The following is a 21,021-nucleotide window of genomic DNA, read 5'->3' as shown; positions in this document are numbered from 1 at the left end:
CTTACGACACTCGCGAGCCTCAACCCTGGGGCGGCCGCGGCGCCTCGGGCTCGGTCGCGGGCTGTTGCGCGGGCTCGGGCTCCGGATTCACCACCTGGAGGGAGTAGCTCCGCACGCCCTTGGGCAACGACACCTCCACCAGCGGATTGTCCGCCAGCAGGTGCGGCGCCACCGGCAGTTGGATGAGGCCGTTCGCGTCACTCGTCGCGATGACGCGACCCCGGCTCGAATCGAGCAGCACCCGCGCTCCCGGGATGGGCTGGCCCGTGGATGGATCCACCACGCGCATCGTCACGTCCTTCATCCCCTGGGCCTGCTGCGGTTTCAGCCGGGCCACGTCGGGCGGCACCACCTGCCGGTAGTACGGGCGCAACGTACAGGCCGACAGCACACCGAGGGACAGCAGGGAGAGCCGCAACAGGGAACGCATCGGACGCATGGTCACTCCATCCAGGCAGTCAGGGGTACGAGGGAGGCGCAGCATACCGGGCGGGCGGCTTCAGCCACCAAGCACCGCCCCGCCTGCCCGGATGCCCGGCCTCCAATGGTGCCTCCCCACCTGTCTCCCACGCCGGCATGTCGCATCTTCAACGGCATCCGATCCGCGGCGGAGCCTTCCGCCCCCATCACCGGGAGAGCACGCATGTCCGAGCCCATCGACCCCAAGAGCCCCAAGCCCACCACCCGCCGCGAGCTCCTCGAGAAGGGCTACTGCGAAAAGGGCGTCTGGGGACCGGAGATCCACGCCACCGCCACCGAGCCCATGCCCGACTTCGAGGAGAGCGGCTACCGCGATGTCGTGGTCATCCCGACGCCCACCGAGGGCGTCGAGTTCAAGCGCCGGGGCCTCATCATCGGCGCGCTCACGATGATCTCCGTGAGCTTCATCACCTTCTACATCCCATTCCTCAATGCCCTGCTGGGCGGCGTCTTCGGCGGCTTCTTCGCCAAACGCTGGGGCCGCGCGTTCGGTGCCGCGGCCATCGCCTCGGTGGCGGTGCCGGCGATCATCGCCTTCCTCTATGGTTTCGACACGCCCGACCTCCTCTACTTCATGTACGGGCTCGGCTTCTGGGGCTGGACCGCCCTCCACGTCGTCGGCATGTTCATCGGCGCGGCGTCGGGCGTGTACTCGCGCCCCCTCGCGGACCGGCGCGGGCTCTCGCGTGGAGTCATGGAAGGATAGCGGGCCGGCCAGTCAACCAGGCAAAGCGCGGCCCCGGCCCCGGACGGAAGCGGCGCCCGGGGTCGCTCGGGACTAGGATGCGCTCGTGAGCATCCCCCGCATCGAGGCCGCCCTGGCCCGCGCCACCGAGGCCGCCGCCCGTGGTCCCCATTCCGCGCCGCCCGACGGCCATCCCCGCTCCCGGCACCTCGCCATCGGCGACCCGCAGGCGGACATCACCCGCTTCTTCGCCCTGCTCGACCGCCACGGTCTGCTCGGCTCGGATGGAAGGCTCCTCCCCGAGGTCCAGCTCGTCTCGGTGGGAGACCACTTCGACTGGGGCAAGGCCCACGAGCGCGACGCCGTGGCCACCAGCGCCTCGAGGCTCGTCGCCTGGATGGCCTCGCACCCGGCGGACCAGGCGGTGCTGCTGCTGGGCAACCATGACCTGGGCCGCGTGGGCGAGCTGTCCGGCTTCACCGACGCGCGCTTCGCCGCCGCCCAGGTGGAGGCGGATCTCATCTACCAGGGCGACCACACCGACGAGGCCCGGGAGCGCGACTTCCTCTCGCGCTACCCCGAGGTGCCCAACGTGGAGCTGGTGGCCCGCGACTTCGGTACCTTCCGCGAGGTGCAGCGCGACTGGGTGGCGTACCTGCTGCGCGCCGGGCGCTTCCGGGTGGCCCACGCCGCGGCGGACGACCTGCTCGTCCTGCATGCCGGCGTCACGCGGGAGGACCTCCTCACCGCTGGAATGCCCGAGTCCCTCCAGGCCCGCGCTCCCGCGGTGGCCGACACGCTCAACCGGGTGCTCGACACCGCGGTAGCCGCCTGGAAGCAGGGCCCCTTCTCCATTCCCGGTCTGTACCAGCCCGGCAGCGCCACGTATGGCGAGGGCCGGGGCATCTTCTATCAGCGCCCCAGCCTGCAACCCGAGGACGCCGCCCACCGCGTCGCCACGCCGCGCCGCCGGTTCGATCCGCATCGGCTGCCGCCCGGTCTCGTCCAGGTGGTGGGCCACACGCGCGACAAGCGCAGCCGCGAGCTGCTCTCGCTGCCCCTCGAGGAGATGCGCGACGGCGTGCTACGCCACCTCGTCACCAACGGCACCTCCCTCCACTACCGCCCCGGTACGCCGCCTCCGACCGGCCCCGGCGAGGCGGTGCTCGTCTTCACCGACGGCGGCATGCGCGAGTCTCCGTTGGAGCTGTTCGAGCTCTTCGACCTCGACACCCGCGCACCCGCACGGCCGCACGAGGCAACACACCAGGGAGGACAGGGATGATGAGGACGACGCGGAGACTCGTGGGCCTGACGGTCGTGGGGGCCCTGGGCCTGGCCGGGTGTGCCGGACACTCGACGCCCGCCCTCCGGGAAGCGCACGAGACCGAGGAGCGCCTGTCGGAGCACTCGGACGCAAGCGGACAACCCACCTCTGGAGACGAGCAGTCGGAGCGGGATGCCTTCGCCCGGCGAGCCATCGAACGCCTGCGCGCCTCCGGCGAGACACGGGACATCCAGTACGACGCCACGGGCTTCCTGCTGCGCCTGGGGCCCAAGGACGGCAACTCCGGCGACACGGTGTTCCTGTCCAACTTCTTCGACGAGTACCTCGCCTCCCCGCCGGAGCAGCGCGACGAGGTCTTCGCCCGGCTCACCCGCGTGCGCACCATGCCGGCCTTGCCGAAGACGTTCGCCGAGGCCCGGTCGAAGTTGATGCCCGTGGTGCGCGGGCGCACCTTCTTCGAGCAGCTCCGGCTGGTGGTGAAGAGCGGCCCCGGCACGCCGGTCCCCATCCCCTGGAAGCCCCTGAGCGGGTTCCTCGGCGTGGGCCTGGCCTTCGACGGGCCGGACACCCTGCAGTACCTCGGGCCCGACGAGCTCGCGCGCTGGGGCGTCTCCTTCGACCAGGCGCTCGACGCCGCCCTCGGCAACCTGCGCCAGCGCAGCACCGAGAAGCTCGTGCAACTGGCCCCGGGCACCTGTGAGTCCCCCTGGGAGGACAACTACGCCTCCTCCCGCCTGCTGCTCGAGGAGGTGGTGCGCGGGTGCAAGGTGCAAGGCGCCCCCGTGGTGCTCGCGCCCCATCGCGACCTGCTCCTCATCACCGGCTCCGAGGACGAGGATGGGCTGCGCCGCGTGGCCAGCCGCGCCCTCCAGGCCGTGATGGCCCCGCGAGCCCTGGACGGCCGCGCCATGCGCCTGTCGCCCGAGGGCTGGGTGACCTTCATGCCCGAGCGGCTCAGCAACGCCTGGGCCGACTTCCGCAAGCTGGAGCTCTTCACCCGGGCGCGCGACTACTCCGAGCAGACGCAGCAACTGGAGAAGCACTTCGAGGAGCGGGGCGAGGACGTCTTCGTGGCCTCCTTCACCCCCTACCAGGACGAGCGCGGACGCAGCATCAGCTACGCCGTCTGGCTCAAGGGCGTGGACGCCCTCCTCCCCAAGGCCGAGGTCATCTTCTTCATGGACCCGGCGCTCGGCGACGAGGCCCCGCCCGTGGGCATCGCGCGGTGGGACGAGGTGGCGAAGGTGGCCGGCAAGCTGCTCGCTCCGGTGAACGGGCTCTACCCGGAGCGCTACCGCGTCCAGGGCTTCCCCACCGAGGAGCAGCTCGCCCGGTGGCAGAACGACCCGGGCGACCTGTTCGACGAGGACGGGCCCTGAGCACGGGCCCGTCCCCTCACGGCTTCGCCTTCACGTCCGCCAGCTTCTTCTCCAGCGCCGCCACCTGGCGCGGAGAGGCCTGCGCCCCGGAGAGCGTCTTCGCGTAGGCGAGCGCGTCCTCCAGCGTGCGCACCGCCGCGTCCTTCTCGCCCCGTGCGACGTGGATGTCCGTCCGCTCCGAGAGGACGCGCAGCCGCCGGCCTCCCTGCACCTTCGTCAGCGCCCGGTCACTCGCCGCCAGCGCATCGTCCAACCGTCCCAGCCTCCGGTAGAGGTTGGCCAGACGCGCGGGCGGGTTGTAGTCGTTCGGGAGCTCCTTCTCGCTCTGCTCGATGGCCGGCACCACCCTCATCAGGTCGCCCAGCACCAGCGCCGCGGACATGCGATGCGAATCGAACACGGTGCGCGCCTCCGGGTTCGGCGCCTTCGCGGCCTCGCCCTCGAGGAAGGTGAGCCACTGCCCGGCCACCGTCTTCGCACCGGCCTCGTCGCCCGCGGACTCGCGGGCCCCCACCAGCACCTCGAACACGCCCGAGCGGTCATCCGCCGGCATGGCGATGCCCGGAGCGATGGCCTCGCGCGCCTTCTCCTCCAATGAGGCCCGCAGCTCCTTCACGTCCCGCACATCGCCCGCCACCGACAGCGAGCAGGAGAGCCCGAGCCCCGCCGCGTTCGCCCGCGACGGCGAGGGGGGCACCCGGGGCAGCTCCGCCAGCGCCGTCCGGGCACACGCCTCGTGGCGCTTCGCCCCGTACTGCGCCATCAGGAGCGACTCCAGCGCGCGGCCACGGCGGGACCAGTCCGCCGGAGCCTCGGCCAGCGCCTGGGCGAGCACGTCCGCCGCCTCGGCCGCCTTGCCCTCGCCATACAGGGCATCGCCCCGGGCCAGCAGCGCCTCCGGCCCCTGCGCCACCCCGCGGTACGCGCGCTCCCCGTCCTCGAAAAGCCTCTCGAGCTGGGCAACGGTGGCGCTGCCCGCGAAGCGCACGAGCGCCTTCTCCTCCCTCGGATCGATGATGAAGAAGGTGGGCCAGTTCTCCATCGGGTACTTCTCCAGGAAGCCCGCGTTACCTGGAAGGTCCGTGTTGAGCTCGAGCCAGACGAACCGTCCCGCGTGCCGCGCGAGCGCCTCGTCCGTGAAGACATAGGCTCGCATCGAGCGGCAGGTGTGACACCACGGGGCCCAGGTATCGACGAACAGAGGCAACCCCCTCGACTTCGCCTCCGACAGGGCGCGCGAGTAGTCATCCTCGATGAACGGCAGGGGGGCCTTGGCGTGCGCGGCCGGCGTCTCGGAGACGGCCGAGGTGCGCGCGGTGGTGCAGGCCAGCAGGCCCACGACGAGCAGGCTGGAGAGGTGCGATTTCATCAGCCCGGCAACCTACCCCGCAGGCAGGCGGCGGAGAAGGTACGACATCCGCTCCCCAGGGGATGCCAAGGTTCTATATGGTACCGGTTTCCCTTCGCCCGCCCCTTCCTCCTCCCGAGAGCCCATGAGTGGCCGAGTCCTCCTCGTCGACGATGACCCGAGCATGGTGGCGCTGCTGTCCCTGCACCTCACCCGGCGGGGCTTCAAGGTCACTTCGCTGACGGACCCCCAGGCGGCCCTGCCCCTTTTGATGGAGCAGCCCTTCGACGTGGTGCTCACCGACCTGCACATGAACGGGTTGAGCGGCACCGAGCTGTGCGAGCGCGTGGTGGCCAACCTGCCGGACCTGCCGGTGGTGGTGATGACGGCCTTCGGCAACATGCAGACGGTCGTCGCGGCCCTGCGCGCCGGGGCCTACGACTTCATCACCAAGCCCGTGGAGGTGGACGACCTGGTGCACACCCTCTCCCGGGCCGTGCAGAACTACCACCTCAAGGGCGAGGTGGTGCGGCTGACCAAGGTCGTCGCCGAGTCCCAGCACCTGGGCGGCCTGCTCGGCTCCAGCCCGCCGATGCGCAAGGTGTACGACCTGCTCACCCGCATCGCGGACTCGGACGCCTCGGTCATCATCAACGGCGAGAGCGGCACGGGCAAGGAGCTGGTGGCGCGGGCGCTCCACGAGAAGAGCCGGCGCGCCTCGGGGCCCTTCGTCGCCATCAACTGCGCGGCCATGCCCGAGGCCCTGTTGGAGAGCGAGCTATTCGGCCACGCCCGGGGCGCCTTCACCGACGCCAAAACGGCGCGCTCGGGCCTCTTCGTCCAGGCGCACGGCGGCACGCTCTTCCTCGACGAGGTGGGCGAGATGCCCCTGGGCCTCCAGCCCAAGCTGCTGCGCGCCCTGCAGGAGCGCTCGGTGCGCCCGGTGGGCGGAGACCACGAGGTGTCCTTCGACGTGCGCGTGGTGGCCGCCACCAACCGCGACCTGGAGGGCATGGTGGAGGAGGGCCGCTTCCGCGAGGACCTCTACTACCGCCTCAACGTGGTGCAGATGGAGCTGCCGCCGCTGCGCGCGCGCGGCGGGGACATCCTCCTGCTGGCCCAGCACTTCGTCGAGCACTTCGCCGCCCGCGCCAACAAGCGGGTGACGGGCCTCAACGAGACCGTGGCCGAGCGGTTGATGAGCTACAGCTGGCCCGGCAACGTGCGCGAGCTGCGCAACTGCATCGAGCGCGCCGTGGCCGTCACCGTCACCGAGCGCCTCGCGGTGGAGGACCTGCCGGAGAAGATTCGCGCCTACCGCGCCTCGCACGTGGTGGTGGCCAGTGGAGACCCCTCCGAGCTCACCACCCTGGAAGAGGTCGAGCGCCGCTACATCCTCCGCGTCATGGAGGAGGTGAAGGGCAACAAGTCGCTCGCCGCACAGATTCTCGGGCTGGACCGCAAGACGCTCTACCGCAAGCTCGACCGCATCAAGGGCTCGGGGGAGTAGTCCATGGCGGGCACGGCGGACTCCTGGCTGGGGCGCGTGGTGGCCGGGCGCTACCAGGTGACGGGGACGCTCGGACAGGGCGGCATGGGGACGGTATACGAGGCCGAGCAACTCGGCCTCGAGCGCTACGTGGCCCTCAAGGTGCTGCACCCGCATGTCGCGCGGACGCCCGGCGCCGCTGCCCGCTTCCAGCGCGAGGCCCAACTCCTGGCCCGGCTCAAGCACCCCGGCGCGGTGCACGTGTTCGACCACGGCGCCGACGGGGAGGACCTCTACCTCGCCATGGAGCGCGTCTTCGGCACTCCCTTGCACGAGGTGCTGGAGTCCCACGGGCCACTGGAAGTGAAGACGGCAGTGGAGGTGGTGGCACAGGTGCTGGAGGTGCTCGACGCCGCGCACGGCCTGGGCATCGTGCACCGCGACCTCAAGCCCTCCAACGTCATGCGGGTGGGCGAGCTCTCCGCCTCCTCCGTGAAGGTGCTCGACTTCGGGCTGGCCGCGCTCATGCACGAGGAGCAGCACTCCCGGCTGACCGGGAGCGGCCAGGTGCTCGGCACCCCCGCGTACATGTCTCCCGAGCAGTGTCGGGGCGAGCCGCTCGACGCTCGCGCCGACCTGTACTCCGTGGGGTGCCTGCTGCACGAGCTGCTCGTGGGCCGCGCGCCCTTCGGGGACTCGCCCGCCGTGGAGGTGATGAGCGGCCACCTGTACCGGCCGCCTCCGCCCGTGCGCCAACTGCGGCCGGAGCGCGGGATTCCCGAGGCGCTGGAGACACTGGTGCTCGCGTGCCTCGCCAAGGAGAAGGCCCAGCGCCCCGCGAGCGCCCGCGAGCTGGCCGCCCGGCTCCGGGAGACACTGGCACCCCCGGCTCCCGCGCGCGGGGAGGGCAAGAAGCAGGAGCGCTCCCGGGCTGTGACAACCACGCCCGCCGCGCCCTCGCCCGAGGTCCTCGCGCGGCCCGTGGCCGTCATCGAGCCGGGAGGCCCCGACAATCCCCACGGCATCGGCACCGCCCTCGCGGTGGCCGGGTATCGAGTGGTCTCCGCCAGCGCGGACAGCTCCCTGGAGGGCATGCACGCCCTGGTGGTCGTCCCCCGGAGCGCCCAGGCCCAGGAGGAGGCGCTCACCCTGGCGAGCACCCTGGCCGCCCGGCCCCATGCCCCGCCCGTGCTGCTGTGCGGGAGCGGCGAGGACTTCTCACTGATGTCGCGCGCCGTCGCGAGCGGGGTGTACGACTACGTGCCCCTGCCCGTGGACCCCACGGACCTGGCGCGCAAGGTGGGCCGCGCGCTGCGCTCGCGCCGCTGAGCCCCGGGCCTCGGGACCTGGCGCATCCGTCCAGGGCCGACACACCTGTTACGTCTGTCGTGGGCTTCCGGCCCCACCCATGCTGTCCTCGGGCGACCGGATGAACGACCTCGCCCACCTGCGCACCGCCCTCGAGTCCGCCCGCGACGCCCTCCCTCCCCCCGAGCACTTCCCGGAGGCCACCGACGCGGACACCGCCCGCCGCCTGCTGGAGAGGCTCCGCAGGGACCTGCTGCCCCGCCTCGGTGGCGCGGACGCCCCGCTGCTGCTCGTGGCCATCGCCGGGCCCAACAACGTAGGCAAGTCCACCCTCTTCAACGCCCTGGTGGGCACGCCCCTGTCCCCCGCACGCCCCGAGGGAGGCCTCACCAAGCAGTGCCTCGCCGCCGCGCACCCGGACACCTGGACGGGCTCGCTCAAGGACTTCCTCACCCGCCGCTACGACATCGTCCCCGTCTCCTCGGGCGAGGCCGCGCCGGTGGACCAGCCCGGGCCCTCCGGGCGCCTCTACCTCGTGCTCGCCGAGGCCGTGCCCCGGGGCCTGGTGGTGATGGACACGCCGGACTTCGACAGCGTCTACCGCGACAATCGCGAGCGCGCCGAGGCCCTGCTCGTCACCGTGGACGTGCTCGCCTTCGTCGTCAGCCGGCAGACGTACCAGAACGCCGCCCTGGTGGACTTCCTGCGCGCCGCGGTGGGCCACGGACGCCCCTACCTCCTCGTCTACAACGAGGCCACGCGCGAGGAGGTGGCGCGCGGACACCTGGAGAAGCTGGCCTCGGACGTGGGCCACCCGCCCCTGGCGCGCTACCTCGCCCCGCACCAGCCGGAGGTGGAGGCCGGGGAGAAGCCGCTCGCCACCAATCCGTTGGATGCCTCGCCTCCGCTCGCCGCCCTGCTGGGCGAGGCCGAGCACGCCCGCGCCCTCAAGGCCCAGGCCCTGGCCGCCTCGCTCCGGGACGCGCGCGCGGAGATGGAGCAGCTGGCCCGCGCCGCCACCACCGCCACCCACGAGCCGGAGCGCCTGCGCCAGAGGGTGCGTCACGAGCTGCTCACGGTGGGACGGCACGCGGCCCTCAAGGCGGTCCCCGCGGACGTGCTGGTGGAGGCCTTCCGCGACGAGCTGGACGCGCGCAGCGCCTTCCACCGCTACGTGCGCCTGCCCTTCCGGGGACTGGCCACCGCCCTCACCTTCCTCTCGCGCCAGGTGCGCCGCTCCTTCACCGGCCCCGAGCCCATCGCCGCCCCCGTGACGCAGCTCACCGAGGACACCCTGCGCGATGGGGTGCGGCGCATGGTGGAGCTGTTCGCCCCGGAGGTGGCTGCGTGGCATGGCGACTCCCGGACGCACGCGCTCCTCGCCGAGTCCTTCGGGCCCACCACCCTGGCGCGCCTGGACGAGCCCCTGGGCTTCGAGGCGCTCCATGCCCAGGCGGCGGACCGCGACAGCCTCTACGCCTTCTGCCGGGGGCTGGTGGCCACCGAGCTCCAGGGCGGCATGCGCGAGGAGCTGCTGCAGACCCTCACCACGCTCGTCTACTCGGTGCCCTCGGGGGCCGCCGCGGTGGTGACGGTGGCCACCGGCGGCTTCGGCCATGACGCCGTCATCTGGGCCGGCACGCTCCTGTCCACGCCCCTGTTGGAGCGCTTCGTGGACCTGCTGGGCGCGGACATCCGCGAGCGCGTCACCTCCAAGTGGGCCGACGCCCATGGCGCCACCCTCGCCCGCGCCCTGGAAGCGCGCTTCTTCGCGGACCTCCTGGGCCAGTTGGACACGCGGGTTTCGGCCTGGGCGCGCACCGCTTCCGCCCTGTCCGACACGACCCGGCGGATCTCCTGCTGAGCGCCCACCGTGTCAGACCCCCCAGGCATTCTGTGTCCAACCGCGACTCGAGGACCACAAGAGGCGGGTGGGAGTGCTTCGTACACGGGTTGTCAGAGGGAAGGACGGGGATGGTCGAGGGGAGCGCGCGCCGTGCGGTGCGGTGCGCGCGGAGGCCCGAGGGACCGGGTTGACTTCAAACATAGGGTCAAAGAAATGACCTTTACGGTCCTGTTCCGACAACCTGATGCGTCGTATTCCGCCCTGCCTACACTGTAGGGTGGGTTCAGGTATGGACAAGAAACTGGCGAAGACGATTGGGGAGGCCGCCCGTTCGGCCCGTCTGCGTGCGCAGCTCACCCAGGCGGATGTGGCCGAGATGGTCGACCTGGTGACCGAGGTGTACGGGCGCATCGAGCGCGGCGGCATGGTGCCGAGCGTTCCGACGCTGCTGCGGCTGTGCCGCGCGCTCAGGATATCCGCGGACGAGTTGCTGGGGCTCGCGGGGCCGGATGGCTCGCTCAAGCTGGCCGAGCCACCGAACGAGCAGGGCGAGAAGCCCGAGGTCCGCGCGGTGTTGCGCGTGCTGCGGCAGCTGGACTCCGGGCAGATCAAGCTGCTGGGCCGCCTGGCGGTCGCCCTGAAGAAGGAGTGACCGCACGAAGACTAGAGGCCGAGCCGGGAGCCGGGTACACTTTCGTCCCACCCCATACAGTGTCCCCGGCTTCAACTTGACCAGAGAGGTTGGCCGGGGAATTCTGCAGGCCCTTGTCCGTGCACCCTTCCCGAAGAATGGCCGCCCTCGCGGCGATGTTGATGGTGGTCCTGGCCCCGGCGGTCCACGCCGAGGTGCTGCCCACCGTGGTCGTCACCGGGGATCCGGTGGCCCAGTCGCCGACCCAGGAGGGAACGGGTCTGTGCGCGGCCTCGCGAACGTCGACGGACCCCTCGAAGGACTTCCCGCAGCAGAACTCCGAATTCAGCGGCGGAGTGAATTCCTTCCTGGAGAGCCCTCCCGACGCTGCCAATGCCAACGTCCGGGTCACCTCAGTACTCCGGACGGCGTTGGACCTGTCGAACAACAACACCTCGGGCCAGGTGAACGGCACCTACCTGAGCTACGGCGACTACGAGAAGGTGGTCCCGGGATGCCCGGACGGTGGCTGCGACTTCTTCGGCGTGGACCGCGCCGCCGCCTTCGCCACGCGCCTGCGCGGCTACCTGAACATCACCTCGGACATGGTGGGCCTGCCCGTCCACTTCGGGCTCTACTCGGACGACGCCGTCGCGTTCACCCTCTACGACGGCAGTTCCCGCGCATACCGGGTCATCAACCGTCCGCCGCAGCTCGGATACCCGACCTGGCGCACGACCAATAGCGTCACCTTCACGAAGCCGGGCCTCTACCCCATCGAAGTGCTCTATGCCGAGGTCGGCGAGCATGCCGCACTGGAGATGTCGGTCCTGGTCGGGACCTTCAGCGACTTCGAGCGGCCGGCGAACCAGTCTCCGGTGGTCAAGCTGCGGGGCGCGGGCTTCGCCCTCATGCAGCCCGCATCTTTCTATCAGACCGAGAGTGGACGCCCCTCCTACCCAGACCTGACCTACTGCCAGCAGTGCAACCGCGAGTACGCGAACAGGGCTGGCAACAACGGCTGCGGCCCGGCCTATTACTGCAACGGGGCGGCGCTGTGCGCCCCCTGTGATTCGTCCCTCTTCTGCGGTGACACCTGCTCGCCCTGCGGCGCATCCACGCCGCTGTGCCTTAACCGTAACGGCAAGTTCACCTGCGTCCAGTGCTCCGAGGACTCGCAGTGCCCCAATGGCCGCTGCGACCTGGCCACCAACCAGTGCAAGGGCTGCAACGACGACGGCGACTGCCGCGCCGAGGGCAAGGTCTGCGACCTCTCCCAGAACGAGTGCGTCGTGTGCAACACCGACGCGAACTGCCCCAAGGGTCAGCACTGCGCCGCCGACCACACGTGCACGGAGTGCGTCACGGACGAGCACTGTCCTCGCGGTCAGGTCTGCTCCGACAACACGTGCCAGACCTGCGGCACCAAGGACAGCTGCGCGGGTACCTCGTGCAACTGCTGCCCCGGCGCCCTCAAGTGCGCCTCGACCGCCCCCGGCGCCTCCCCCACCTGCGTGGAGTGCACCGCCGATGCCGACTGTGGCGAGGGCAAGACGTGCGACATCGCCAACGGCCGCTGCGTGGAGAAGGTCGCCGAGTGCAACACCTCCGAGCGCTGCGGCGAGCAGTGCGTGAAGTGCCCCTCCGACCGGCCCTTCTGCCTCGACGGCCAGGTGTGCGTCGAGTGCCGCTCCGACCTCGAGTGCGGTGACGGCAAGTTCTGCCTCAGTGGCGAGTGCGCCTCGTGCACCACCGACAAGCGCTGCGGCTCGCGCTGCGAGGCCTGCCCCACCGAGTCCCCCTTCTGCTTCACGGACGGCACCGCCCAGGGCAGTTCCTGCGTAGGCTGCCGCCAGGACTCCGACTGCGGCCCCGGTGGCACGTGCGACCCCACCACCCGCACCTGCGGTACCTCCACCTGCTCGGTGAGCTGCGCCGAGGGCCAGGTGTGCCACGGCGACTCCTGCGTGCAGTGCTTCGCCGATGCCCACTGCCCCTGCGGCGGCACCTGCGACACCGCCACCAACACCTGCTCCACCTCGTGCGACGCTAGCGACGACTGCCTTGGCGTCCAGCACTGCTCCGCCACCACCCAGCAGTGTGAGCGCGGCCGCCGCAAACCCGGCACCGAGCCTCAAGGTGGCGCCTTCTGCTGCGGCACCACCGCCGACAGCACGCCCGGCGGCCTCGGCCTGCTGCTCCTCGTGGCCGCCTTCCTCGCCCTCCGTCACCGAGGCGCCGCATGAAGCGCTCCGGCTCCTTCGCCCTCGCGTTCGTCCTGGCACTCGCCGCCGCGTCCGCCTCGGCGCAGGACGCCCGCTTCGACGTGCAGTCCTTCCGCCCGCTCGGCGCGCCCCAGGACCTGGTCGTCGTCGGCCAGTCCCGCCCCCTCTCTCACCTCTCCATCTCCGGCGGGGCCTTCCTCAACTTCGCGTTGGATCCGCTGGTGCTCGTCGCCGCGGGCACCCATTCCAAGGCCGTCAGCGTGGTGGGCAACCGCCTCCAGCTCGACGTCATGGCCGCCGTGGGGCTCTTCGACTGGATCGAGCTCGGCCTGGACATGCCCCTGGTGCTGGCCCAGGGCTCGGACAACCTGGAGGCCATCGGCACCGAGGGCTTCATCCAGTCCTTCGCCCCCGGAGACCTGCGCCTCACCGCGAAGGTGGCCGTGCCTGGCCTGCGCCGCGCCGCCGAGGGCTCGGGACTGGGTGCCTCGCTCACCTTCGGACTGGGCCTGCCCACCGGTATCCAGGATGCCTTCACCAGTGACGGGGACCTCACCTATACGCCCGGCCTGCTGCTGGACTACCGCTTCGAGTCGGGCATCCTCCTGTCGCTCAACACCGGCGTCTGGCTGCGTCCGGACCGCCAGTTCGCGGGCGTGCAGTGGGGCAACGCCGCCACCTTCGGGCTCGGCGCCGAGGTGCCCGTCCTTCGCAGCAGCGGCATCACCGCCCTCGGCACGCTCACCGGCAGCATGCCCCTCGACAAGCTGCCCGACAGCGCGCTGCAGATTCCCGCCGAGTTCCTCCTCGGCCTGCGCTGGTACAGCTCCACCGGTCTCACCTTCACCGTTGGCGGTGGCGGAGGTTGCGGCTGCTCGCTGACGGTCCCCACGCTGCGTGTCTTCACCTCCATCGTCTGGGTGCCCGGGAAGACCCGCGAGTGGGAGGCGCTCGAGCGCTTCAAGAAGCCCCCCGAGCCGCCCGTGGACCCGGACGGAGACTCCGTCATTGGCGAGGGCGACCGCTGCCCGAGCATCGCCGGCCTCGTGGAGAACGGCGGCTGCCCGGACTCTGACGCGGACAATGATGCCGTGGTGGATCGACTCGACCGCTGCCCGGCCGAAGCGGGCCTCGTGGACAACGGTGGCTGCCCCGACCCCGACACGGACAAGGACGCCGTGGTGGATCGACTCGACCGCTGCCCCGACGTTCCCCAGGGCCCGCGCGGCCGTGACGGCTGCCCGCTCGCGCACATCAAGGGCAACAAGATCCTCATCCTCGACCAGGTGCACTTCGCCACGGGCCAGGACATCATCCTCCCCGAGTCCTTCCCCATCCTCGAGGAGGTGGGGCAGATCCTCATCGACCATCGCGAGATTCAACGCGTGCTCGTCGAGGCCCACACGGACGCGCGCGCCAGCGACACGTACAACTTCGACCTGTCGCGCCGCCGCGCCGCCAGCGTGATGAACTACCTGCTCGATACCGGCGTCGCCGTGGAGCGCCTGTGCTCGGCGGGCTTCGGCCGCAGCCGCCCCGTTGGGGACAACAACACCGAGGAGGGCATGGCGCTCAACCGCCGCGTCGAGTTCACCATCCAGCCGCCCGCCCAGGGTGCGCTGCCGCCCTGCCCGCCGGATCCGTCCGCGGAGCAGGAACCGTCCTCGATGAAGAAGGGTCGCCGGCTCCCCGCGGAGCAAAAGGCCGCCGCGCCCCTTCCTTGAGGAGTCCCACGGCGGCGCTGCCTCCCGGGAGCGCTCATCTCAAGGCGCGCCGCCGTCGCCTGTAACGGGAAAATTCCGCGTAACCGCTACGGAGGACCGGTTTCACTTCTCACCGGTGAGAAGTGGATTTGGCCCACCCGGTTTCACTTCTCACCGGTGAGAAGCGGATTTGGCCCACCCGGTTTCACTTCTCACCGGTGAGAAGCGGATTTGGCCCTGGCCCCGCACGGGCAACGCCGGAGGTCGAAAGACCCCCGGCGGCACACGCTATTCATGGAGTACGGGAAAGACGGCGCGACCGGAGCGCGACGCGCCTCACCGGTTCGCCGTCTTGACCTCGAAGACGACCTCGGCGGCCGCCTTGCGCCGACCAGCGGTGGCCGTCACCACCGTGCGGCCCGGACCCACCGCCGTCACCTGCCCGGTGGGCGACACCGTCGCCACCGACCAGTCCGAGCTGAACCACGTGACGGGCACGTCGCTCAGGGCGATGCCCCGGTTGTTGAAGGTCCTGACGCGCAACTGCTGCACCTGCCCCACCTTCGCGAAGACGAGGTGGGTGGGCTCCACCTCCATCCGGGCGAAGTCCGAGCGCACCACCTGCACCTGGAGGGTGCGGCTCAGCGGCGGCACCGTGGCGGTGATGGTGGCCCGACCGGGCGCCACACCCACCAGCCGCCCGTTCTCCACGCGCGCCACGGTCGCATCGCTGGTGCTCCACTGGGGTGGCACGTCCACCAGCGGCTTGCCCAGCTCGTTCTTCACCACGGCGGAGATGGAGATGGAGTTGCCGGCCAGCAGGAAGTCCGCCCCATCCACCCGAATGTCCACCACGCTGGGGATGGACACCTGCACCTCCACCGAGGCCCGCGCCTTGCCCACCGCCGCGGCGATGGTGGCCTTGCCGGAGCGGCGCGCCACCACCACGCCGTCCGTCACGCTGGCCACCTCCGGCGCCGAGCTCACCCAGCGCAGCTTGGGGTTCTCCACCGGCTGCCCCTTGGAATCGAGCGCGACGACTTTGAGGGTCATGGACTCACCCGAGGCGTGCAGCGGCCGGTTCTCCGGCATGGCCAGGGTGAGGGAGTCCGGGGCGGAACGGCAGGCCCCGAGCACGAGGACGGAGAGCAGGAGCAGGGAGCGGGCGGACGGCAAGGTCTTCACGTCGGTAGGGAGGGCGGGCGGGCGCACGAGCGTGCCTTCAACGAAAGGCGCTCTCGACTGTATTCCCATACGGCCACCGCGCAATCATTTGCAAGCACCTCCCCCGGACGGCTGCCTGCTCTGCCGGGTGGAATGCACTCCCGGAAGCCGGGGTTCGCTCGAAGACGTACGTTTCTCCTCGGAAACCGGGGGTTCCGACCGTGATCCACAACGTCTTCTCGCTCCTGTCCCTCCTGCCCGCGGGCCCTCGCCGCAGCGCCGTCCGCAAGCTGATGGACACCGTCTGGGATCTCCGCACCACCACGGAGGTCATCGGCCGGGAGAACCTCCCCGACGAGCCCTGCCTCTTCATCTGCAACCACCTGTCCAACGCGGACGGCTTCACGCTCGACCGCGCCCTGCGGCCCCGGCCCGTGTTCTTCCTGGCCGGCATCAAGCTCCAGGGCACCGTGATGACCCGGCTCGGTACCGAGGCCGTCAACACCATCTTCATCCGCCCCAGCTCGGCCGACATCGAGCCCATCAAGCGCGCGGTGGAGACGCTCAAGGCGGGCCACTCGGTCCTCATCTTCCCCGAGGGCGGCCGCAGCCGGACGGGGGCCCTCATCCGAGCCAAGAAGGGCGCCTCCCTCATCGCCCGGCGGGCCGGTGTCCCCGTCGTCCCCGTCGCGCTCACCGGGACGGAAAAGTTCATGCCCATCGATGAGAAGGACATGGGCCGGGAGCGGGTGCGCCGGGCCCACCTCACCGTCCAGTTCGGCAAGCCGTTCCGCATGGCCGGACTCGAGGCCGAGGCCGCCAGAGCCGAGGACCCGCGCCAGGCCCTCGCCGACGCGATGATGCGGCGGGTGGCCGAGCTCCTCCCCCCGGAGTACCGCGGCGTCTACGCCTCCGCCGACGACCACGAGAACCTCGAGGCCCGGGAGTACCCCGGCCTGGAGGTCCCTCCCCCTCCCGTCCGCTGAGTCCTCAGTCCCCCGCGTACCACTGCAACCGGCTCGTCGTCCCACCCGGGGCGAGACTCAGCGGCGGCAGGTAGAGCCCCAGCTCCTCGCGCTTCCACCACGCCCCCGTGCGCCGGTGCGTCTCCAGGTCCGTCATCCGGTAGTCGAGGAGGACGGCGCGCACATAGCGCGGCGGGTGCTCCGGGAAGGGGTTGATGGCGAAGAGCTTCAGCACCTCCGGCGAGCCCTCGAGCAGGCGCAACACGAGGGCGAGCAGCCAGGTCGGCGGCGAGCCCAGCGCCGCGAACCACATCTGCCAGTCCAGCCGGGGCTGGTGCGGGGCCACCTGCCTCGGAGCCCGGCTCGGGTCACCCACCTTGTAGCGGAAGGTGTACTCGCGCCACGTTTCCCCGTCGTCCGAGCCCTCGAGGGTGATTTCGGGGCGGCGCACCGTCATCACCGCGAAGAGGCCATAGGGATTCACCGCGCGCAGCGGGCGGGCCCGCGCCTCCAGCCAGTCCAGCCACCGGGGCGAGCGGCGCGGACGATTGAAGCGGGCCAGGATTTCGTTCGCGCCCAGCGCGAGGAACGGCAGGGCGAGGAGCCATCCTCCCACGGTGCGCCAGAGGGGCCTCTCCTCGGCGGGCCGCGGGGACGCGAGCGGCAGGAGGCGCCGCAGGGCCTCGTCGTCCAACAGCCACAGGCCGAGCGCCAGCGCCTGGACGTTGAAGAAGCCGTAGTTGCCCGTGGCGATGATGATTCCCTGCAGCCCGGCGAAGAGCCAGAAGCCGAGGAGCCGCAAGGGCCTCGGGGCGAGGGCGAGGAACGGGCCCGCCGCCTCCAGCGTCAGCACCGCCAGCGTGGAGAGCTTCTGGAACCTGGGCGGCAGGTGGTGCGCGTACCAACCGCCACGCGTGGGGAGCGGCGCCGTCTCGTAGTAGTAGTTGCAGGCGGTGAGCTCGCGCCACGTCTTGTCACCGGACTTCAGCTTGGACACCCCAGAGCCCAGGTAGAGGCGGAACACGAGCGCCCGCCACAGCGCCACCTGCGCCGCGGAGGGCTCATGGCGTCCCGGCCCCGGCCTCACTCCCGCCGGCGCGGTGAGGATGCCGAGCAGACCCATCTCCAACAGCAGCGCGTCCCATTGGAAGGAGAGGAACTCCCGCCCCGCCGACACGTAGGAGAGGTAGAGGGCCCAGAGCCCCATCAGCGCGGCCTGGGGCGCGAGGCCCAGCATCACCGCCACGGACAGCACCTGTCCGGCGCGGATGCCGCGCTCCAGCGTCTTGTCGGATGCGTCCCGCCAGAAGAGCGAGGGCACCAGCAGGTAGCGCTCGCGACCCATCGCGGCCAGCCGCTTCGAGGAGACCAGCTCCTGGATGGGCACGATGCCACGCGAGCCGTACAGGCCCCGCACCTGACTCCCCAGCGAAGTGAAGGCGATGAGGTAGAGGCCGCCCAGGGACTGGAAGAACACCTGGCGCACGAGCCGGTGATGCGGCGGCGCCACCGAGCGCCCGGCCAGCATGCCGAGCCATCTCCCCACCCGCGTCCGCGCGCGTCGACGCGGACGTCCGCTGGGCAAGTGGCCGAGCATCTGGAAGAACGCCTTGGCGCCCTGAGGGCTGGCAGCTCGCATGGAGGCTCCTCCTCACCGCCTCAAACCTGGGAGTGCCAGGGAGGGGGTGTCCACCGGCTCCACCCCCTCGCCCCGGAAGGGCCCGAGCAGCCGGGCCGCCACGCTCCGTGAAGAGGGGTGCCTAGCTTTGCCGCATGAGCGAGCCCAAGGAACGAGCCCACCGGACGGTGCAGGTGCTTCCCGGCGTCCACCGCTGGAGCGTCAAGGACGACCGCATCGGCGGCATGGACAGCGAGGCCTACGCCGTAGTGGCCGAGGACGGAGCCGTCACCCTCATCGATCCACTTCCCATCGACGACAAGGCCCTGCGCAAGCTGGGCCGGGTGGAGGCCATCGTGCTCACCGCCGGCAACCACCAGCGCGCCGCGTGGCACTTCCGCAAGTTGTTCGGCGCTCCCGTCTGGGCCCCTCAGGACGCATACGGCCTGGAGGACACACCGGACGCCACCTATGGCCCCGGAGACAACCTCCCCGGAGGCCTCGTGGCCTACCACACGCCCGGACCCGCCCTGTCCATGTACGCCCTCTGGCTGGAGCGGCCCCGGAGCGTCATCTTCCTCTCGGATCTCCTCACGCACTTCGACCAGGGCACACCACGCTTCGTGGAGAGCGAGTACCAGGATGACCCCGGCCGCACCCGGATGAGCATCCGGCGCATCCTCGACCACCTGCCGCTGGAGGTGCTCTGCTTCGCGCACGGCCACCCCATCCTGCACGACGGCGCGGCCGCGCTCCGGCGCGCCCTGGACGAGGACACCGAGGCCCCCGCCCCCTCCGAGCCCCTCTGAGCCGGTACCTCGCGAAGCACCAGGGACATGTGCCGCACGGCCCGGGTGCGGGTAGGCTTCCCGTTCGCCATGTCCCTCTATAAAGAGACTTACTCCGGCCTCCACGAGACGCCCCCTGTCCGGGCCGAGCTCGTCGTGCGGCCGGACGTGCTCCGCATCTCCTTCTCCATCTCCCTCGAGGTGGGAGGCATCGAGCAGGGACTGCCCCTGCTGCAACGCACGAGCGAGCAGCTCCAGCGGCGCGTGCGCGATGCCCTCGGGACCGAGGTGACGCTGAAGCTCCGGGACGTGCGCTTCAACCGCTCGGCGCCGAAGAAGCTCTCACTCCCGGAGGACGAGAACCGGGCCTTCATCGCCGTGGACGGGAGCCTGTCGGTACCACTCCCGGCGGAGCTGGACTTCTGGGCCCGGGGCACCCGCGTGGGCACCCTGGTGCGCGTGTGCCACGAGGTGGAGCGCGACAGCCGCGAGGAGAAGAAGCGCCCCCGCTTCCAGTTCGGCTCCATGGAAGCCCTCGTCGCTCAGCCCGAGGCCCACCGCGCCGAGCTGCTCCGCCGCTTCGTCGCGCGGGCACGGGAGCTCGCCACCGCCGCGGGCTCTCCCGAGGCTCCGCTCCAGGTGGTGGACTGCTCCCTGCCCGGCCCCGTGGAGCAATCGCCCGTGTCCCTCGAGGAGGTGGGCCTCACGTTGAACGTGCCCTGCCGGCTGGGCGTGGTGCGGGGCACGGGCGCCCGCGACGCGGAGAGCCCCGCCCCCTGAACCGCTCGCGCGCCACTCACTCCACGCGGATGACGGCCACGTCGGGCTCGGTCTTCTTCACGGGCCCCCGCACCACGGCGAGCTCCCCGTTCTTCACCCCGCACGTGGCCTCCTCGGGGGGCACCACGCGCACGGGGTTGAGCATCTCCGGCCGGCCGAACTTCACCGGACTGGTGGCGAGCATCAGCTCCTGCTTCTTCCCGCTGTCGCTGTCGCTGTAGACGACGGCGATGCCCTTGAAGGGGGGCAGCTTCACCAGCAGCTGGTAGCCCTGCTTGCCGGACAGCTCCGCGCGCTCCACCTGCAATGTCTGCTTGGGCGAGCCGAAGGCGGGGAACACCTGTCCATCGACGATGCGGATGCCCCACTGCACGGGCTTCTGCGCGTCCGTCGGCTTGCCGCAGCCGGTGAGCTCCTGGGGGGCCTGCGGGGCCAGCCACAACTCCACGTGGTCGTCGGTGAGCCACTTCGCGCTCGGACCCGTCCACTTGTCGTCATGCACCTCGACGAGCAGCGTGTCCGGCGTCACCAGCAACGCCTTCAGGGACGCGTCCTTCGGGTCGTCCTGGTTGCCCAGCAGAAAGTGGCCCGCTTCGAAGCCGCACGCGCCGAGCCCCGCCGTCTTCCACCCGCCCTGGAGGTACGCCTTGTCCACCTGCACCTGGGGCAGGTACGGCAGGAACCGATCGCCAGGGGAGGCCTCACCCGCCTCGCAGGTGGGAGCGGCCCGGGCGACCTCACCGCGCAGCGCCTCGAAGTCCCAGAACTCTCCATCCTCCTTCGCCTCCCCTTCCGAGGGCGAGGAGGAGCGCCGCGCCTCGCTCATCGGCAGCAGCGGGGAGAGTTGCACCGTGTGAGACTGCGTCCACCGCTCGCGGCTGCCACCCGTCTGCTCATGGGAGAAGAGGTTGTCGGTCACCGTCACCGTGTCCTGGCCCACGCCCGCGGCGCCATAGCCGTCATTGCACACGGACAGCAGGAGCTGGGCGGGCTGGCCCGAGCGCACCAGCCACCACTCGGCGGCCTCGCACTGGCCTTGCGCCCGGGAGCCCTTCGCCTTGCGCCCACCCGGCCCGAACTTGCGGCCGATGGACCCGCTCGCCGTCTCCACGTCCGCCCACCCGAGGTCCAGGTGCTTCACCTGCAAGGAGTTGCCCCGCGCGTCCTTGCCCGCGTCGAGCGTCTCCGTGACGGTGCAGGGCTCGCGCTTCGCGCAGAGCGGGTCCGAGGAGGGGGCGGGCGGAGCCCCCAGGAGGGAGAGCAGCAGCACGGTTCCGGTAGCGTTCATGGAGGCGCAGCTTGCACCAACTGGCGCCCCCGATTG

17 protein-coding genes are annotated in these 21,021 nt (G+C 71.0%); 12 read left to right on the top strand and 5 right to left on the bottom strand.

Features of this window, described 5'->3' with window-relative positions; translation table 11 throughout:
- Positions 1–19: 19 nt before the first annotated feature.
- On the bottom strand, positions 20–439 hold the full coding sequence (locus JRI60_RS05035; protein WP_204224728.1) for a carboxypeptidase-like regulatory domain-containing protein: 420 nt from the start codon (positions 437–439) through the stop codon (positions 20–22).
- A gap of 204 nt (positions 440–643) precedes the next feature.
- Between JRI60_RS05035 and JRI60_RS05030 the strand changes: the two genes are divergently transcribed.
- From JRI60_RS05030 to JRI60_RS05020, 3 genes are all read left to right on the top strand, one after another.
- Positions 644–1,186, top strand: a complete 543-nt coding sequence (locus JRI60_RS05030; RefSeq protein WP_204224727.1) for a hypothetical protein — start codon at positions 644–646, stop codon at positions 1,184–1,186.
- Positions 1,187–1,271: 85 nt separating this feature from the next.
- The gene (locus JRI60_RS05025) at positions 1,272–2,450 is read left to right on the top strand and encodes a metallophosphoesterase (RefSeq protein WP_204224726.1); all 1,179 of its coding nucleotides are present in this window, start codon (positions 1,272–1,274) and stop codon (positions 2,448–2,450) included.
- Positions 2,447–3,832 carry a hypothetical protein gene (locus tag JRI60_RS05020; protein WP_204224725.1) on the top strand — a complete coding sequence of 462 codons (1,386 nt, stop codon included), beginning with the start codon at positions 2,447–2,449 and terminating at the stop codon, positions 3,830–3,832. Before JRI60_RS05025 ends, JRI60_RS05020 begins: the two co-directional genes overlap by 4 nt.
- Before the next feature lie 16 nt (positions 3,833–3,848).
- Here the strand turns inward: JRI60_RS05020 and JRI60_RS05015 are convergent, their stop codons facing one another.
- On the bottom strand, positions 3,849–5,201 hold the full coding sequence (locus JRI60_RS05015; protein WP_204224724.1) for a thioredoxin family protein: 1,353 nt from the start codon (positions 5,199–5,201) through the stop codon (positions 3,849–3,851).
- A 124-nt stretch (positions 5,202–5,325) separates the two neighbouring features.
- Between JRI60_RS05015 and JRI60_RS05010 the strand changes: the two genes are divergently transcribed.
- The 6 genes from JRI60_RS05010 to JRI60_RS04985 all read left to right on the top strand — a co-directional run bounded on the left by JRI60_RS05010 (position 5,326) and on the right by JRI60_RS04985 (position 14,403).
- The gene (locus JRI60_RS05010) at positions 5,326–6,690 is read left to right on the top strand and encodes a sigma-54-dependent transcriptional regulator (RefSeq protein WP_204224723.1); all 1,365 of its coding nucleotides are present in this window, start codon (positions 5,326–5,328) and stop codon (positions 6,688–6,690) included.
- 3 nt (positions 6,691–6,693) lie between these two features.
- Positions 6,694–7,998: a serine/threonine-protein kinase gene (locus JRI60_RS54350; RefSeq protein WP_204224722.1), complete on the top strand. Its 1,305-nt coding sequence runs from the start codon at positions 6,694–6,696 to the stop codon at positions 7,996–7,998.
- Positions 7,999–8,077: 79 nt separating this feature from the next.
- Positions 8,078–9,841: a GTPase domain-containing protein gene (locus JRI60_RS05000; RefSeq protein WP_204224721.1), complete on the top strand. Its 1,764-nt coding sequence runs from the start codon at positions 8,078–8,080 to the stop codon at positions 9,839–9,841.
- 271 nt (positions 9,842–10,112) lie between these two features.
- Positions 10,113–10,475, top strand: a complete 363-nt coding sequence (locus JRI60_RS04995; protein ID WP_204224720.1) for a helix-turn-helix domain-containing protein — start codon at positions 10,113–10,115, stop codon at positions 10,473–10,475.
- A gap of 137 nt (positions 10,476–10,612) precedes the next feature.
- A complete protein-coding gene (gene traA, locus JRI60_RS04990) occupies positions 10,613–12,700 on the top strand; it encodes an outer membrane exchange protein TraA (protein WP_239470354.1) in 2,088 nt (695 codons plus the stop codon).
- On the top strand, positions 12,697–14,403 hold the full coding sequence (locus JRI60_RS04985; protein WP_204224719.1) for an OmpA family protein: 1,707 nt from the start codon (positions 12,697–12,699) through the stop codon (positions 14,401–14,403). The genes traA and JRI60_RS04985 overlap by 4 nt, the downstream gene beginning before the upstream one ends.
- 315 nt (positions 14,404–14,718) lie before the next feature.
- Here the strand turns inward: JRI60_RS04985 and JRI60_RS04980 are convergent, their stop codons facing one another.
- Positions 14,719–15,567: an Ig-like domain-containing protein gene (locus tag JRI60_RS04980; RefSeq protein WP_204224718.1), complete on the bottom strand. Its 849-nt coding sequence runs from the start codon at positions 15,565–15,567 to the stop codon at positions 14,719–14,721.
- Positions 15,568–15,767: 200 nt separating this feature from the next.
- Between JRI60_RS04980 and JRI60_RS04975 the strand changes: the two genes are divergently transcribed.
- A complete protein-coding gene (locus JRI60_RS04975; protein WP_204224717.1) occupies positions 15,768–16,532 on the top strand; it encodes a lysophospholipid acyltransferase family protein in 765 nt (254 codons plus the stop codon).
- A gap of 4 nt (positions 16,533–16,536) precedes the next feature.
- Here JRI60_RS04975 and JRI60_RS04970 read toward each other — a convergent pair whose 3' ends face one another.
- The gene (locus JRI60_RS04970; RefSeq protein ID WP_204224716.1) at positions 16,537–18,150 is read right to left on the bottom strand and encodes a lipase maturation factor family protein; all 1,614 of its coding nucleotides are present in this window, start codon (positions 18,148–18,150) and stop codon (positions 16,537–16,539) included.
- A gap of 134 nt (positions 18,151–18,284) precedes the next feature.
- Between JRI60_RS04970 and JRI60_RS04965 the strand changes: the two genes are divergently transcribed.
- Positions 18,285–18,938: an MBL fold metallo-hydrolase gene (locus JRI60_RS04965; RefSeq protein WP_204224715.1), complete on the top strand. Its 654-nt coding sequence runs from the start codon at positions 18,285–18,287 to the stop codon at positions 18,936–18,938.
- A 69-nt stretch (positions 18,939–19,007) separates the two neighbouring features.
- Positions 19,008–19,697, top strand: a complete 690-nt coding sequence (locus tag JRI60_RS04960) for a hypothetical protein (RefSeq protein WP_204224714.1) — start codon at positions 19,008–19,010, stop codon at positions 19,695–19,697.
- Positions 19,698–19,713: 16 nt separating this feature from the next.
- Here the strand turns inward: JRI60_RS04960 and JRI60_RS04955 are convergent, their stop codons facing one another.
- Positions 19,714–20,985, bottom strand: coding sequence for a hypothetical protein (locus JRI60_RS04955; protein WP_204224713.1), 1,272 nt, complete (start codon positions 20,983–20,985; stop codon positions 19,714–19,716).
- Between the last annotated feature and the right edge of the window lie 36 nt (positions 20,986–21,021).

Origin of the sequence: Archangium violaceum (assembly GCF_016887565.1) — a bacterium.
GTDB classification, from domain to species: Bacteria; Myxococcota; Myxococcia; order Myxococcales; family Myxococcaceae; genus Archangium; species Archangium violaceum_B.
This window is presented reverse-complemented; position numbering and strand designations above follow the sequence as displayed.